The following is a 16698-nucleotide window of genomic DNA, read 5'->3' as shown; positions in this document are numbered from 1 at the left end:
GCATAATAGTCGTCGCGTGATGCCCCGACCAGCGGTTTTCGATCAGAGGCTTTGCATTCCGTGCGATGAGGGGTTAACATCCGCAACCCTTAAAAACCGACGTCTTCAAGTGCTCTTTTGCCGCGAGGATGTTGACCCCGGTAATGAATGAAGGTAGCTCTGGATGCCAGCCGTCAAAGTAAAAGAGAACGAACCCTTCGACGTAGCTCTGCGTCGTTTCAAGCGCTCCTGCGAAAAAGCCGGTGTACTGGCTGAAGTTCGTAGCCGCGAATTTTACGAGAAGCCAACTTCTGAGCGTAAGCGCAAAGCAGCAGCCGCTGTTAAGCGTCACGCCAAGAAAGTTCAGCGCGAACAGCGCCGCGCCGTTCGTCTGTACTAATACACAGACGATCGTAGCAAGCTTCTGCCAAGCCCGGCTCTGAGCCGGGCTTATGGCATTTGCGTAAAACGCTTGATGCTTCACCGTCGAAGCCGCAGATGCGACTGAGACAAATCTGCTTCACCGCGTCAGACCTGGCTCTTTTGCCAGCGGTGCACGTCTTTTCTGACGAGCCTTTCAAGGCTACTGACGAGCACACCCACTGATTCCTCTCACGACGATCAGCCCAAGGCACCTGTTTGCGTGCCGAATTACGAGCTATCCGAGACCATTGACTGGTCGCAGCCGGATTCAGCGTAACATTTTCAAATAGTCGAATACTGATGAGCAGTAACGTCAGTGGATTTTCGGCAGATACACTTCCCGACAGCGATCATGCAGGCGATACCGGTCGAGCCGCACACTTTGCGCGCCTCAAGTAATGACCCGCGCTCAGCTACCCTTCGCTTCGGTTCCTTTTCAGCGCAGATGACGAGAACGCCATGGCCGGGCTAATTCCCCAGAGCTTCATTGACGACCTTCTGAACCGCACCGACATCGTCGACGTGGTCAGCTCGCGCCTGCAATTGAAAAAGGCCGGAAAAAACCATACGGCCTGCTGCCCGTTCCACAAAGAGAAAACCCCCTCTTTCAGCGTGAGCCCCGACAAGCAGTTCTATTACTGCTTCGGCTGCGGCGCTGGCGGCAATGCCCTGGGCTTCATCATGGACCACGACAACCTGGATTTCCCCCAGGCTGTCGAGGAACTGGCCAAAGCCGCCGGAATGGAAGTCCCCCGCGAAGAAAGTGGGCGCTCGCACAAACCGCGGCAGCCAACCGACTCGCCGCTGTACCCACTGCTCACAGCCGCCGCCGATTTCTATCGCGCCGCCCTGAAAAGTCATCCGGCACGCAAAGCCGCCGTGGACTACCTCAAAGGTCGCGGGCTGACCGGTGAAATCGCCCGGGACTTCGGCCTGGGCTTTGCGCCACCTGGGTGGGACAACCTGTTCAAGCACTTGAGCAGCGATACCCTGCAACAAAAAGCCATGATTGATGCCGGCCTGCTGATCGAGAACGCCGAAACCGGCAAACGCTACGACCGCTTTCGTGACCGCGTGATGTTCCCGATCCGCGACAGTCGCGGGCGTATCATCGCGTTTGGTGGCCGGGTGCTGGGCGACGACAAACCCAAGTACCTCAATTCACCGGAAACTCCGGTCTTCCATAAAGGCCAGGAACTCTACGGCCTGTACGAAGCGCGCAAGAACAATCGCAACCTCGACGAAATCATCGTCGTCGAGGGCTACATGGACGTCATCGCCCTCGCCCAGCAAGGCTTGCGCAATGCCGTCGCGACCCTGGGCACCGCCACCAGCGAAGAGCACATGAAACGACTGTTTCGAGTCGTGCCCAGCGTGCTGTTCTGTTTCGACGGCGACCAGGCCGGCCGCAATGCGGCCTGGCGCGCACTGGAAGCGACACTGACAAGCCTGCAGGACGGTCGCCGCGCGCGATTCCTGTTCCTGCCCGAGGGTGAAGACCCGGACACCCTGGTCCGCTCCGAAGGCACCGACGCCTTTCGCGCACGGATCAACCAGCACGCGCAGCCGCTGGCCGATTACTTCTTCCAACAACTGACCGAAGAGGCCGACCCTCGCTCGCTCGAAGGCAAGGCCCACATGGCCACCCTCGCCGCACCGCTGATCGACAAGGTCCCCGGCGCCAACCTGCGCACCCTGATGCGCCAGCGGCTGCTGGAAATCACCGGACTGAGCGGCGAGGCGGTGAGCCAACTGGTACACAGCGCGCCTCAGGACGCGCCACCGGCCTATGACCCTGGCATGGATTACGATGCCATGCCGGACTACTCCGACTTCCACCAACCCCAGGAGGCCTACACGCCCCAGCAGGAGTGGACGCCGAAGAAATCCGGGGCCGGCGGCAAGAAATGGGACAAGAAACCCTGGAGCAAGAACGGCAAGCGCGGTGATCGCGACGAGCCTTACGCCCCACGCAAGCCAGTCGCAGTGGAAGCCCCGACGCTTATCGCTTTGCGCACACTGATTCACCACCCGCAACTGGCCAAAAAAGTTGAGAGTGCCGATCATTTTGCCAACGAGAGCAACACGTACGCTCAAGTACTAATCGCCCTGATCGAGGCTGTGCAGAAAAATCCTGGGCTAAACTCTATTCAGTTGATGGCCCGTTGGCACGGTACAGAGCAAGGACGTCTCTTGAGAGCCCTCGCAGAAAAGGAATGGCTAATTGACGGCGATAACCTTGAACAACAGTTTTTAGACACCATTACTAGGTTATCCGCGGGCCAGCACACGCAGACCCTCGACGACCTCATCAAGAAAGCAAGGCAGCCGGGATTGTCGGCTGAAGAGCAAATTCAGATAGCTAAACAGATGCGCGACCTCTTAAAACAGAATGTTTCCGCATCAAACCCGACCTCAACTGGCGCGTGAGGTCATAGCTCAGGTATAATCCTCGGCTTGTTTTTTGCCCGCCAAGACCTTCAGTGGATAGGGTGTTATGTCCGGAAAAGCGCAACAGCAGTCTCGTATTATTGAGTTGATCAAACTGGGTCGTGAGCAGAAGTATCTGACTTACGCCGAGGTCAACGACCACCTGCCCGAGGATATTTCAGATCCAGAGCAGGTGGAAGACATCATCCGCATGATTAACGACATGGGGATCCCCGTACACGAGAGTGCTCCGGATGCGGACGCCCTTATGTTGGCCGACGCCGATACCGACGAGGCCGCTGCGGAAGAAGCCGCCGCCGCGTTGGCAGCGGTGGAGACCGATATCGGTCGCACCACTGACCCAGTGCGCATGTACATGCGCGAAATGGGTACGGTCGAGCTCCTCACGCGTGAAGGCGAAATTGAAATCGCCAAGCGTATTGAAGAGGGTATCCGTGAAGTGATGAGCGCAATCGCGCACTTCCCTGGCACGGTTGATCATATTCTCTCCGAATACACTCGCGTTACCACCGAAGGTGGCCGCCTGTCCGACGTCCTGAGCGGTTATATCGACCCGGACGACGGTATTGCGCCGCCTGCTGCGGAGGTTCCGCCGCCGATCGACACCAAGACCGCGAAAGCGGATGACGATTCCGACGACGATGACGCCGAAGCTTCCGATGACGAAGAAGAAGCCGAAAGCGGTCCGGATCCCATCATCGCCGCCCAGCGCTTTGGTGCTGTCGCCGATCAGATGGAAATCACCCGCAAGGCGCTGAAAAAGCACGGTCGCCACAACAAGCTGGCGATTGCCGAGCTGTTGGCCCTGTCCGACCTGTTCATGCCGATCAAACTGGTTCCGAAGCAATTCGAAGGCCTGGTCGAGCGTGTGCGCAGTGCCCTGGATCGTCTGCGCCAGCAAGAGCGTGCAATCATGCAGCTCTGCGTTCGTGATGCACGCATGCCGCGTGCCGACTTCCTGCGCCAGTTCCCGGGCAACGAAGTCGACGAAAGCTGGAGCGATGCACTGGCCAAAGGCAAAAGCAAATACGCTGAAGCCATCGGTCGCGTGCAGCCGGATATCATTCGTTGCCAGCAGAAGCTGACCGCGCTGGAAACCGAAACCGGTTTGACGATCGCCGAGATCAAGGACATCAACCGTCGCATGTCGATCGGTGAGGCCAAGGCCCGCCGCGCGAAGAAAGAGATGGTCGAAGCGAACTTGCGTCTGGTGATCTCCATCGCCAAGAAGTACACCAACCGTGGCCTGCAGTTCCTCGACCTGATCCAGGAAGGCAACATCGGCCTGATGAAAGCGGTAGACAAGTTCGAATACCGCCGCGGCTACAAATTCTCGACTTATGCCACCTGGTGGATCCGTCAGGCGATCACTCGCTCGATCGCCGACCAGGCCCGCACCATCCGTATTCCGGTGCACATGATCGAGACGATCAACAAGCTCAACCGCATTTCCCGCCAGATGTTGCAGGAAATGGGTCGCGAACCGACCCCGGAAGAGCTGGGTGAACGCATGGAAATGCCTGAGGACAAGATCCGCAAGGTATTGAAGATTGCAAAAGAGCCGATCTCCATGGAAACCCCGATCGGTGATGACGAAGACTCCCATCTGGGTGACTTCATCGAAGACTCGACCATGCAGTCGCCAATCGATGTTGCAACCGTTGAGAGCCTTAAGGAAGCGACTCGCGAAGTGCTGTCCGGCCTTACTGCCCGTGAAGCCAAGGTACTGCGCATGCGCTTCGGTATCGACATGAATACCGACCACACCCTCGAGGAAGTTGGTAAGCAGTTCGACGTTACCCGCGAACGGATTCGTCAGATCGAAGCCAAGGCGTTGCGCAAGCTGCGCCATCCGACGAGAAGCGAGCATCTGCGCTCCTTCCTCGACGAGTGATACCAGAACCCCCGGCCCAGGCCGGGGGTTTTGTTTTTGCAGATAATTCCCCCGCTCCACCCCACCCGCCAATTTGCCCGTCTACACTCGAAACATTCCCCGAGCCATAACGAGACCGTTATGCCCAGACTGCCGACCGTGTGTTTTTTGCTGTCGCTGATGACCTGGACCGCAACGGCTGGCGCGCTGACTCTCACTGACGAAGAACGTAGCTGGCTGGCGGCCCATCCGGACCTGCGCCTGGGTGTCGATGCATCCTGGCCGCCCTTTGAGTTTCGCGACGACCAGGGGCGTTACCAGGGCCTTGCTGCAGACTATATCGACCGTATTCGCCAGCGGCTGGCCATCAAGCTCACGCCCATTGAGCCCGTGAGCTGGACGGTAGTACTGGACCAGGCCAAGCAAGGCAAGCTGGACCTTTTGCCGGGCATCATGTCGACCCCGGAACGCCAGGCCTACCTGTCATTCACCCGTCCCTACCTGGACTTCCCGATCGTCATCCTGGCGCACGTCGGAGGCGCCCAACCGCGCAAACTCAAAGACCTGTACGGGCTAAAAATCGCCGTAGTGGAAAACTACGCACCTCACGAACTGTTGCGCACCCACCATCCCGATTTGAACCTGGTGGCGATGCCCAATGTCAGCTCCGCTTTACAGGCGCTGGCTACCGATGAAGTAGACGCCGTGGTAGGCGATCTCGCTTCCAGCGTCTGGAGTCTGCGCCAGCTCAAACTCGACGGGCTGTACGTCAGCGGCGAAACCCCCTACCGCTACCAGTTGGCAATGGGTGTACCCCGTGACAACAAAATGCTGGTCGGCATTCTGGATAAAGTCCTCGCCGACATGACACCTGCTGAAATCAGTTCGATCCAGGAACATTGGGTCGGCAACGTACTGGATCATCGAACATTCTGGTCCGATCTATTGGTCTACGGCTTGCCTGGGCTACTTTTACTGATCGCCGTGCTCGCCGCCGTGATCCGCGTCAACCGCCGCTTGAGCTCGGAAATCGCCCGCAGGGTCAACCTGGAGCAGGAACTGCGCAGCAGCGAATACCACTACCGCGGGCTGGTGGAAAGCCTTTCGGCCATCGCCTGGGAAGCGCGGATGAGCGACTTCACCTACAGCTACGTGTCGCCCCACGCCGAAGACCTGCTCGGTTACCCCTTGTCGCATTGGCTGATCCCAGGCTTCTGGCGCAACATCATCCACCCCGCCGACCTCACCCGCGCGCAGAGTTTCTGCGACCACGAAGTGTTGGCCGGGCGTGACCACACTCTCGATTACCGGGTCATCACCGCTGACGGTCGTTGCATCTGGGTCCGCGACATCGTCAGCCTGATCGAACACGGTCATGAGCCGGTGATGCGCGGCTTGATGATCGACATCAGCGAGACCAAACGCACCGAAGAAGCACTGCGCTTGTCTGAACAGAAGTTTGCCTCGGTGTTCCAGCAGTGCCCAGACATCCTGGTGATCGCACGCCTGAGTGACGGTTGCCTGCTGGAGGTCAACGATGCGTTCGAAGAACAGATCGGCCTAAAGGCCGAAGACGTAATCGGCCAGACTGCCACCGACTTGAACATCTGGGGTATTCCGGGTGTCGGGCCCGGGCTGCTGCAGCGCTTGCAGGCCGGCAGCATTCGAAACCTGGAGATGCCCTTTCGTCGCAGCAATGGCCAGGTGTTCACCGGCCTGATCTCGGCCGAGCCCTTCGACCTCGATACCACCCCGGCGCTGGTCGTCGTGGTGCGAGACATCACCCAGCTCAAGGAAACCCAGCAACAACTGCAAACCTCCGAAGAAAAGTTCGCCAAGGCCTTCCACGCCTCCCCCGACGGCTTGCTGCTGTCGCGCCAGAGCGATGGCCTGCTGTTGGAGGTCAACGAGGGGTTCAGCCGCATTACCGGCTTCAACAGCGCGATGTCGGTGGATCGCTCAGCCCTTGACCTGGGGATCTGGGTCAACCTCAACGAGCGCAAACAAATGCTCGACCTGTTGCACCGGGATGGTTTCGTCCGCGATTTCAGCTGCCATATCCGCCGCAGCGATGGGCAGATCCGCCTCTGCGAAGTCTCCAGCCGTCCGCTACCGATCGGTGACGACGACTGCATGCTGACCATCGCCCGGGACATCACCGAACGCCACCTGATGCAGGAAAAACTGCAGCAGGCCGCGACGGTATTCGAGAGCACCGCAGAGGGCGTGTTGATCACCGATACCCAGCAGCACATCAGTGCGGTCAACCGCGCCTTTACCGAAATCACCGGCTACAGCGAAAGCGAAGCACTGGGGCACACCCCGCGCCTGCTTGCCTCGGGCCTGCATGACAGTGCGTTCTACGCGGCCATGTGGCATCAACTGACCGACGAAGGTCATTGGCAAGGCGAGATTTCCAACCGACGCAAAAATGGCGAACTCTATCCCAGCTGGTTGACCATTAGCGCCGTACGAAATCGTAACAACTTCATCACGCACTTCGTGGCTGTGTTCGCCGACATCTCCAGCCTCAAGCACGCCCAGGCCAAACTGGACTACCAGGCTCACCACGACCCGCTGACCGGTCTGCCAAACCGCACGTTGTTCGAAAGTCGCCTGCTCAACGCGCTGAATCACCAGAAGGAAAACGGCGGTCAGGGCGCAGTGCTGTTCCTGGATCTGGACCGTTTCAAACACATCAATGACAGCCTCGGTCACCCGGTCGGCGATCTTTTGCTCAAGGGGATTGCCGTGCGTCTCAAGGAGCAGTTGCGAGACATCGACACTGTCGCGCGCCTGGGCGGCGACGAATTCATCATCCTGCTCCCGGGCCTGCAGCAACCCAGCGACGCCGACAACATCGCCACCAAGCTGCTCAATTGCTTTACCGCGCCGTTCCAGGCGGGTGAGCATGAGTTTTTCATCAGCTCCAGCATCGGCACCAGCCTCTACCCCAAGGATGGCAGTGACGTAGCCACGCTGATCAAAAACGCCGACGCAGCGATGTACCGCTCCAAGGCCAAAGGCCGTAACCGCGTAGAAAGCTATACCTGCGACCTCACCGCTCAAGCCAGCGAGCGTGTGGCGCTGGAGCACGAACTGCGACGCGCCATCGAGCGCAATGAACTGCACCTGTGCTACCAACCCAAGATCAGCCTCGACGACTATCGCCTGGTGGGGGCCGAAGCGCTGATTCGCTGGCGTCATCCGACCTTCGGCGAAGTGCCGCCCGAACACTTCATCTCACTTGCCGAAGAAAACGGCATGATCCTGCAGATAGGCGACTGGGTACTCGAGACCGCCTGCCGGCAGATGTTCGAATGGAACCAGATGTACGAAGGCCTCGGCCCACTGTCGGTCAACCTCGCCGGTGCCCAGCTGCGCCAACCGAATCTTTTGGGGCGAATCGAACAACTGCTCAAGGACAACCGCCTCAATCCCGGTTGCCTGCAACTGGAGATCACCGAAAACTTCATCATGAGCCAGGCCGAAGAAGCGCTCGCCGTGCTGCACCAACTCAAGCATCTGGGTGTGCAATTGGCGATCGACGACTTCGGCACCGGGTACTCCTCGCTGAGTTACCTCAAGCGCCTGCCGCTGGACATACTCAAGATCGACCAGTCCTTCGTCCGCGGCTTGCCGGACGACCCCCACGACGCCGCTATCGTGCGCGCCATTATCGCGCTCGGTCGAAGCATGCAATTCACGGTCATCGCCGAAGGCGTCGAAACCCAGGCGCAGCAGCAATTCCTGGCTGCCGAAGGCTGTGAGCAGATCCAAGGCTACATCGTCAGCCTGCCCCTGCCCCCTGACGAATTCGCCGCGACGTTTCTTCGTACAGCAGTAATGGATTTTTCGGATAGCACAGCCGCGAAACCATCGCTATAATCCGCGACCAATGGGGCCTATAGCTCAGTTGGTTAGAGCAGAGGACTCATAATCCTTTGGTCCACGGTTCAAGTCCGTGTGGGCCCACCAATTAAATCAACAAGTTAGGTCAACCATTACGGTTGGCCTTTTTTGTTTGTGACGCTTTTGTAAGCACTTTGTAAGCATTCAGCGTAAAAATCCCATCTCAAGGGCCTGGCCGGATGGTCTTGCGCGATCAAATCGGACCTGCGGCTAGCGCATTTGTCGGCAAATATTGCCCATAGCAACAAACAGATAACGCCCCAGCTGCTTTACCGCCTCCGTCGGCCCATTCACCGTCGCGCCGACACGTTCAGCGGGCGGATAGACCGGCACGGCCTGGACTGAATCGATGGTGGCGGGCGACTCAGGTAGCAATAGCTGCCAAATTTCTTCCAGTCACGACTGACAGCAACCGGCCAGGATTGGACAGTCGCCGCCCGCAACAAAGATGTGCTTAATCACTGCCTGAGTCGCGATACCCCCCCCTGTTAGGGCTAATCGACGGCGACTAGGACAAATGCCACACAGCCCTGGCCGAGCGCCAAGGGATTCAGCATCAAAACGCAGCGTGAGCAGGGCTTGGGGTAAACGTACGCCGTAGGATGTACTGAGCACAGCGAGTCCCATCGGCAGCAATCGCGGCAACCGCAAAAAGAAATGATGGGTATCGCGCAGCTCGATTAATCCTAAGAACTACGAACGCAGACCTTTTCCAGCTAACACGTGGCGATTCACAATAGTCATGTTTTACTACGGGCCATATGAAGATCGCAGAGCATCATCAATGAGTGAGCAAATAATCGAACAGGGCTTTATCGACAAGCTGATTGAGCTCAAATACAGCTACCGCCCAGACATCAGAGACCGCGCCTCGCTAGAGCGCAACTTTCGCGAGAAATTCGATGCCCTCAACCGCGTTTGCCTCACTGATGGCGAATTTTCTCGCCTGCTCGACGAGATCGTTACCCCTGATGTGTTTGCTGCGGCGCGTACCCTGCGCGAGCGTAACGCCTTCACCCGCGAAGACGGCACGCCGCTGAACTACACACTGGTCAATATCAAAGACTGGTGCAAAAACACCTTCGAGGTGGTCAATCAGCTCCGCATCAATACCGACAACAGCCACCACCGTTTCGATGTGCTCATCCTCATCAACGGTGTGCCGTGCGTTCAAGTTGAGTTGAAAACGCTGGGTATTAATCCCCGCCGCGCCATGGAACAAATCGTCGAATACAAAAACGACCCCGGCAACGGCTACACCAAAACCTTGCTTTGCTTCCTGCAGATGTTCATCGTCAGCAACCGCGACAACACTTACTACTTTGCCAACAATAACGCCCGTCACTTCTCGTTCAACGCCGATGAGCGATTCCTGCCCATCTATCAGTTTGCTGACGAGGCGAATAAAAAGATTACCTACCTCGACCGCTTCGCCGAGACCTTCCTCGTCAAATGCACGCTTGGCCAAACAATCAGCCGCTACATGGTGCTGATAGCGAGCGAGCAGAAGCTCATGATGATGCGCCCGTATCAGGTCTATGCCGTCAAAGCCATTGTCGACTGCATCGAACAAAACTGTGGCAACGGCTATATCTGGCACACCACCGGTAGCGGCAAAACACTCACATCTTTCAAAGCGTCCACCTTGCTCAAGGACAACCCGGAGATCGAGAAATGCCTCTTTGTGGTGGACCGCAAAGACCTCGACCGCCAAACCCGTGAGGAATTCAACAAGTTCCAGGAAGGCTGCGTCGAAGAAAACACTAACACCGCTGCACTGGTGCGTAGGCTGCTGTCCGAGGACTACGCCGATAAAGTCATCGTCACCACCATCCAGAAGCTCGGCCTCGCCCTGGATGAAAGCAGCAAACGCAACAAGCAGCGCCAACGCAACGACCAGCCCACCTACAAAGAGCTGTTGGCCCCACTGCGCGACAAACGCATTGTGTTTATCTTCGATGAATGCCACCGCTCCCAGTTTGGGGATAACCACAAAGCCATCAAAGAATTCTTCCCCAAGGCCCAGCTGTTTGGCTTTACCGGCACGCCCATTTTTGAAGAGAACGCCTCACGGGTAAAAGTGGAAGACCAGCAGGCGTCTTACCAAACCACGGATGAGCTGTTCCAAAAGCAGCTACACGCTTACACCATTACCCACGCGATTGAAGACGCCAACGTGCTGCGCTTCCATATCGATTACTTCAAACCAGAAGGCAAGAAAACACCCAAGCCTGGGGAAGGCTTAGCCAAGCGAGCCGTGGTAGAAGCCATTCTCGCCAAACACGACATGGCCACCGCGCAGCGCCGTTTCAATGCCATTTTGGCGACAGCCAGCATCAACGACGCCATCGAATACCATAGCCTGTTTGCCGAACTGCAACACGCCAAACAACTGGCCGACTCTGACTACCAGTCGCTGAATATTGCATGCGTATTCTCGCCGCCTGCCGAAGGCAATGCGGACGTCAAACAAATTCAGGAAGACCTGCCGCAAGAAAAGCAGGACAACGAAGAAGATCCAGAAGGCAAAAAAGCGGCGCTGAAATCCATCTTGGCCGACTACAACAGCTGCTACGGCACCAACCACGGCATCAGCGAGTTCGACCTCTACTACCAAGATGTGCAAAAGCGTATTAAAGACCAACAATGGCCAAATGCCGACCACCCGCATGCGCAGAAAATCGACATCACCATCGTGGTCGATATGCTGCTAACCGGATTCGACTCCAAATACCTGAACACCCTCTACGTGGATAAAAACCTCAAGTACCACGGTTTGATCCAGGCCTTCTCGCGTACCAACCGTGTGCTCAGTTGTGCTCAGGCACCAGACAAGGGCCCTACTGGGATAAAACCGTTCGGCAATATCCTCGACTTCCGCCATCAGCAAGACGCCGTGGATGCAGCCGTCAGCCTATTTTCTGGTGAAAATTCCGGCCCACAGGCCCGCGAAATTTGGCTGGTGGACAAAGCCCCCGTGGTGATTGAAAAACTACAGGCTGCCGTACAAAATCTAGATGATTTTATGCAATCACAAGGCGTGGCCTGCGCACCGGAGGCCGTGCATAACCTGAAAGGCGACGATGCCCGTGCCGCTTTTATCAGCCACTTCAAGGAAGTGCAGCGCCTCAAAACCCAGCTCGACCAATACACCGACCTCACCGAAGACAACACCGCCGCCATTGAACAGATTCTGCCCAAGGAAAGCCTGCTGGGCTTTCGCGGTGCTTATCTGGAAACGGCCCAGCGCCTCAAAGCCCAACAAGGTAAGAGCGGTAAAAACGCGGATGGCAAAACCGACGCAGTGGATCAACTCGATTTCGAGTTCGTGCTCTTCGCTTCTGCCATTATTGACTATGACTACATCGTAGGGCTGATGTCGCGCTTCTCGCAGCAAGAACCCAGCAAGCAAAAGATGAGTCGCGATCAGCTTATTGGCTTGATCCAAGCCGATGCCAAGTTTATGAACGAGCGCGACGACATTGCAGCCTATATCGCCACGCTCAGGGCCGGCGAGGGCCTGAGCGAAACCGCGATCCGTGACGGCTATAGACGCTTCAAGCAACACAAAGACGCCGCCGAACTCGCTGATATTGCAAACAAACACCAGCTGGCCCCAGCCGCCTTGCAAGACTTTGTGGATGGCATTCTGCAACGCATGATCTTCGACGGCGAACAGCTCAATGACCTGATGGCGCCACTCGACCTCGGTTGGAAAGCACGCGCCCAGGCCGAACTGGCGCTGATGAAAGAGCTGCACGGCTTACTTATAAAACGCGCCCAAGGCCGCGAAATTTCAGGACTGAGTGCGTATGAGCAGTGAAACAACAACCAACAGCGCGGTGGATGACACCACGCCAGCGCGAGTGCCGAAGCTGCGCTTTCCGGAGTTTCGGGAGGCGGCGGGGTGGCATTTTGTACCTCTAAACCGTTTGGCGATTCGAGCTAAACAAAAAAATCGAGACGAACAGATTGATCGCGTACTGACCAACTCTGCTGAGTTTGGCGTAGTAGATCAGCGAGATTTTTTTGATAAGGACATCGCAACGCAAGGAAAGCTTGAGGGCTATTTTGTTGTTGAGCTTGGCAGCTACGTCTACAACCCACGCACATCTTCAACAGCGCCCGTAGGCCCCATATCAAAGAATAAAATTGGCACGGGAGTAATGTCCCCGCTGTATACAGTCTTTAAATTCAAAGACGACATGAACGAATTTTACGAGCACTTTTTCAAGACTACCGGCTGGCATACCTACATGCGACGCGCATCTAGCACTGGTGCACGCCACGACAGGATGGCCATATCAAGCGACGACTTTATGGCAATGCCTCTGCCTGTATCGTCACCCGCTGAGCAACAAAAAATCGCTGCCTGCCTAAGTTCACTAGACGAGCTGATCGCCGCGCAAGCTCGCAAAGTGTATGCACTCAAGACCTATAAACAAGCGCTGATGCAGCAGTTGTTCCTCCGCGAAGGCGAAACCCGACCCCGACTTCGTTTCCCCGAATTTCAAAAAACCGGAGAGTGGGAGATAAAGACGATTGGAGATATTTTCGAGACGTCGGCAGGGGGGACGCCAGAGCGTTCGAAACCGGAGTATTGGAATGGCTCAATTCCGTGGGTAACAACATCCCTAGTAGATTTCAATGTCATTAGCTGCGCGGAAGAATTTATTACTAATGAAGGTTTAAAAAACTCTTCGGCGAAGATATTTCCCAAACATACAGTGTTGGTCGCGCTGATTGGACAAGGAAAGACTCGCGGAAAAGTCGCATTACTCGACTGCGAAGCGTCGACCAACCAGAACTGTGCCGCAATCCTACCTACTGAGGTCGTGATTCCGAACTTCACTTTTCTGAATTTGTGTAGCCGCTACGAAGAGATTCGAGCACTGAGCAACACTGCTGGACAGGGCAGTTTGAGTCAAGGACTCATCCGAACTCTCCCGTTCGGCTTTCCGAAAGACAAAGCCGAACAACAACGCATCGCCTTGTGCCTCACCAGACTCGACGACCTGATCGCCGCACAAATCCAAAAGCACGAAGCCCTTAAGTCACACAAGAAAGGGCTTATGCAGCAACTTTTCCCGACTCAAGAGAAGGTGGCATGAATCACGCAATAATCGCCAAGGAGCTTGCGGAGGCTAAGGAGCAGATCGTGCTCATCTACGCCTTCAACGCGACCGGAAAGACAAGATTGTCCGTTGCCTTCAAAGACGCCACCAAGAGCGAAGATGGCACTCATGCTGGTGTCTATTACAACGCTTACAGCGAAGATCTTTTTACTTGGGACAACGATTCTGAAAACGGTGAGGCAAACGTCCAGCTAGATATTCAAAAGAGTAGCTTGAACCGCTTTCACAGCTCGCTCTCGGAAGACGACATCCGCAACAAGCTGAACAGATTCCGGCCCGATTACAGGTTTGACTTCATCCCTCACGATAACCCTGAAGATGGGATCAAGTCTGTGCTGTTCTTTGATGAGGTCGCCGACCCGGAAGATCCAAACAATATTTCAAAGGTAGCGCGCAAAATTTCACGGGGCGAAGAAAGGATTTTCGTTTGGTGCTTTTTCCTCGCCCTTTTCGAGGTCGAGGGATGGGCAGACAAGCAGTCTTCCCACTTCTTTATTGACGATCCAGTTTCAAGCCTGGACGACCACAATATATTTATTACGGCTTCAACCCTCTTTGACTTGATTGAAGAGCACTATAAAGAGCGGAAATTCGTCATCACCACCCATCACATCGGTTTTTTTTCAGTATTGTCAGACTGGTTGATGAAGGGTGAGAAGGCTTCTAAATTCAAAGGCAAGGCGCGAGTTTGCACTCTCAGCTCAAAGAGCGGTGAAATTTCACTGGAGAACTGCCGCAAGGATGTCTTTCTCTACCACCTCCGCCTTCTTCAAGTTTTGGAGCAGGCGCACGCTGCAGGTGAAGTGAAGTCCTATCACTTCGCACTGCTTCGTCAGGTCCTGGAAAACGTTGCATCGTTCCTCGGGGTGGGACAGTTTGGTTATGTCCTCAAGCAGATAGGAATCGAGGATGCTGACGAAGTAGCAACCATCGTCAACACGCTCTCGCACAAGAAAGTTTACTATTTCGAGTCTGATGAAGTGGTGCCCGATAACTTGAAGACGTTTGACAAGATATTCATAGGCCTCAAGGAAAAGTATAACTTTGTGCTGCACGCTCCAGCGCCCGCACTAGTTCTCGCACCCGCACCCGCAGGCACACCATGAACGACACCAGTAGAAAACAACTTGGCCAAACCCTTTGGGCGATTGCCGATCAATTGCGCGGAGCTATGGATGCGGATGATTTCCGCGACTACATGCTGTCCTTCCTTTTCCTTCGCTACCTCTCGGACAACTATGAGATCGCGGCCAAGAAGGAGCTTGGAAAAGACTATCCAGAATTGCCCATTGACGTTTTGCTAAGAACGGGGGCCTCGACTCCACTGCAAGTCTGGTATGAGGAGAACAAAGCGGACATCCCGGCCTTTGAGAAGCAAATGCGCCGCAAGGTGCATTACGTCATTGAGCCGGCACACCTCTGGAAAAGCATCGCCAATATGGCCCGCACCCAGGATGATGAACTGCTCACTACGCTGCAAGCGGGCTTTAAATACATCGAAACCGAATCCTTTGAAAGCACCTTCCAAGGCCTTTTCTCGGAAATCGATCTGGGTTCCCCCAAGCTGGGCAGGAGCTATTCGGAGCGCAACACCAAGCTCTGCATCATCATCCAGAAGATCGCTGAGGGTCTGGCGGACTTCTCCACAGACATTGATGCACTGGGAGATGCCTACGAATACCTGATCGGCCAGTTTGCCGCCGGTTCCGGCAAGAAGGCGGGTGAGTTCTACACGCCCCAACAGATTTCCGACATCCTTTCCGCCATTGTCACACTCGACAGTCAAGCCCCAGAAACAGGCCTCAAAAAGCGCCTGGAAAGCGTACTGGATTTCGCCTGCGGCTCTGGCTCGCTTCTGCTTAACGTGCGCAAGCGCATGGGGCCGCATGGTATTGGCAAAATTTACGGCCAGGAAAAGAACATCACCACCTATAACTTGGCCCGCATGAACATGTTGCTGCATGGGGTGAAGGACACCGAGTTCGAGATTTACCACGGCGACACCTTGAGCAACGACTGGGACATTCTGCGCGAGCTGAACCCCGCTAAAAAATCTACGTTCGATGCCATCGTCGCCAACCCGCCCTTCAGCTACCGCTGGGAGCCGACAGAAGCCATAGCCGATGACGTGCGCTTCAAAAATCACGGTTTGGCCCCTAAATCGGCTGCCGACTTTGCCTTTCTGCTGCACGGCTTTCACTTTTTGAAAGACGAGGGCGTGATGGCCATCATCCTGCCCCACGGCGTTCTGTTCCGAGGCGGCGCGGAGGAGCGCATCCGCACCAAGCTGCTAAAAGACGGCCACATCGACACAGTGATCGGCTTGCCCTCCAACCTGTTTTATTCAACAGGTATTCCGGTATGCATTCTCGTGCTCAAAAAGTGCAAGCAACCGGACGATGTGTTGTTCATCAACGCGGCTGAACACTTCATCAAAGGTAAACGCCAGAACCAACTGACCGATGAGAACATCGCCAAGATCATCGAAACGTACCAGTTCCGCAAAGAGGAGCCTAACTATGCCCGCCGGGTAGAGATGGAGGAGATCGAGAAGAACAGCTACAACCTGAATATTTCTCGTTACATCAGCACGGCAAGCGCAGAGACAGAGATTGATTTACAAACCGTGAATACCGAACTGGTCACACTGGAAAAAAACATTCGGGAAGCACGGGACAAACACAATGCCTTCCTCAAAGAGCTGGGACTGCCACCGTTAGTGTGAACCACAAAGCGATTTAATGAGACCGTATAACAAGGCTCTGCACGGACAGCAATGCCTTGTTATGCGTCTATACATTACTGAAAGATGAAAAGGGGGCGATTTATTTATAGGGCAGACCGGCCGCTTTTGGCCTACCACTGACTTTCGTGACAGGCAACAATCGGCCAAAAGCTGGGTTCAATGATGTCAACCAAACCAGG

Annotated in this window: 8 protein-coding genes and 1 tRNA gene; all 9 read left to right on the top strand. The window is 55.7% G+C overall.

The features are described 5' to 3' along the window. Window positions 1-163: 163 nt before the first annotated feature. The 9 genes from rpsU to PSUM_RS19565 all read left to right on the top strand — a co-directional run bounded on the left by rpsU (window position 164) and on the right by PSUM_RS19565 (window position 16498). Window positions 164-379 (top strand): 30S ribosomal protein S21, encoded by a 216-nt coding sequence (gene rpsU, locus PSUM_RS19605; protein WP_002551877.1) that lies wholly within the window; start codon window positions 164-166, stop codon window positions 377-379. 482 nt (window positions 380-861) lie between these two features. Next, complete coding sequence (dnaG, locus tag PSUM_RS19600) at window positions 862-2832, top strand: DNA primase (protein ID WP_033043880.1); 1971 nt, start codon at window positions 862-864, stop codon at window positions 2830-2832. Window positions 2833-2899: 67 nt separating this feature from the next. Beyond that, window positions 2900-4747 (top strand): RNA polymerase sigma factor RpoD, encoded by a 1848-nt coding sequence (gene rpoD / locus PSUM_RS19595; RefSeq protein WP_020798824.1) that lies wholly within the window; start codon window positions 2900-2902, stop codon window positions 4745-4747. Window positions 4748-4867: 120 nt separating this feature from the next. Beyond that, window positions 4868-8614, top strand: a complete 3747-nt coding sequence (locus tag PSUM_RS19590) for a bifunctional diguanylate cyclase/phosphodiesterase (protein WP_020798825.1) — start codon at window positions 4868-4870, stop codon at window positions 8612-8614. A gap of 13 nt (window positions 8615-8627) precedes the next feature. Continuing rightward, a tRNA-Ile gene (locus PSUM_RS19585) sits at window positions 8628-8704 on the top strand. 718 nt (window positions 8705-9422) lie between these two features. Then, window positions 9423-12461 carry a type I restriction endonuclease subunit R gene (locus tag PSUM_RS19580; RefSeq protein WP_093935796.1) on the top strand — a complete coding sequence of 1013 codons (3039 nt, stop codon included), beginning with the start codon at window positions 9423-9425 and terminating at the stop codon, window positions 12459-12461. Then, window positions 12451-13749: a restriction endonuclease subunit S gene (locus PSUM_RS19575; protein ID WP_083349816.1), complete on the top strand. Its 1299-nt coding sequence runs from the start codon at window positions 12451-12453 to the stop codon at window positions 13747-13749. Before PSUM_RS19580 ends, PSUM_RS19575 begins: the two co-directional genes overlap by 11 nt. Continuing rightward, the gene (locus PSUM_RS19570) at window positions 13746-14879 is read left to right on the top strand and encodes an AAA family ATPase (protein ID WP_083349817.1); all 1134 of its coding nucleotides are present in this window, start codon (window positions 13746-13748) and stop codon (window positions 14877-14879) included. The genes PSUM_RS19575 and PSUM_RS19570 overlap by 4 nt, the downstream gene beginning before the upstream one ends. Next, on the top strand, window positions 14876-16498 hold the full coding sequence (locus PSUM_RS19565; protein ID WP_083349818.1) for a type I restriction-modification system subunit M: 1623 nt from the start codon (window positions 14876-14878) through the stop codon (window positions 16496-16498). The genes PSUM_RS19570 and PSUM_RS19565 overlap by 4 nt, the downstream gene beginning before the upstream one ends. Window positions 16499-16698: the final 200 nt, after the last annotated feature.

The organism is Pseudomonas umsongensis (assembly GCF_002236105.1).
Classification (GTDB): Bacteria; Pseudomonadota; Gammaproteobacteria; order Pseudomonadales; family Pseudomonadaceae; genus Aquipseudomonas; species Aquipseudomonas umsongensis.
This window is presented reverse-complemented; position numbering and strand designations above follow the sequence as displayed.

What these genes read in the sequence shown, in the direction of transcription:
- rpsU (WP_002551877.1), top strand. Translation starts at nt 164, where the DNA reads ATGCCAGCCGTCAAAGTAAAAGAGAACGAACCCTTCGACGTAGCTCTG.
- dnaG (WP_033043880.1), top strand. Translation starts at nt 862, where the DNA reads ATGGCCGGGCTAATTCCCCAGAGCTTCATTGACGACCTTCTGAACCGC.
- rpoD (WP_020798824.1), top strand. Translation starts at nt 2,900, where the DNA reads ATGTCCGGAAAAGCGCAACAGCAGTCTCGTATTATTGAGTTGATCAAA.
- PSUM_RS19590 (WP_020798825.1), top strand. Translation starts at nt 4,868, where the DNA reads ATGCCCAGACTGCCGACCGTGTGTTTTTTGCTGTCGCTGATGACCTGG.
- PSUM_RS19580 (WP_093935796.1), top strand. Translation starts at nt 9,423, where the DNA reads ATGAGTGAGCAAATAATCGAACAGGGCTTTATCGACAAGCTGATTGAG.
- PSUM_RS19575 (WP_083349816.1), top strand. Translation starts at nt 12,451, where the DNA reads ATGAGCAGTGAAACAACAACCAACAGCGCGGTGGATGACACCACGCCA.
- PSUM_RS19570 (WP_083349817.1), top strand. Translation starts at nt 13,746, where the DNA reads ATGAATCACGCAATAATCGCCAAGGAGCTTGCGGAGGCTAAGGAGCAG.
- PSUM_RS19565 (WP_083349818.1), top strand. Translation starts at nt 14,876, where the DNA reads ATGAACGACACCAGTAGAAAACAACTTGGCCAAACCCTTTGGGCGATT.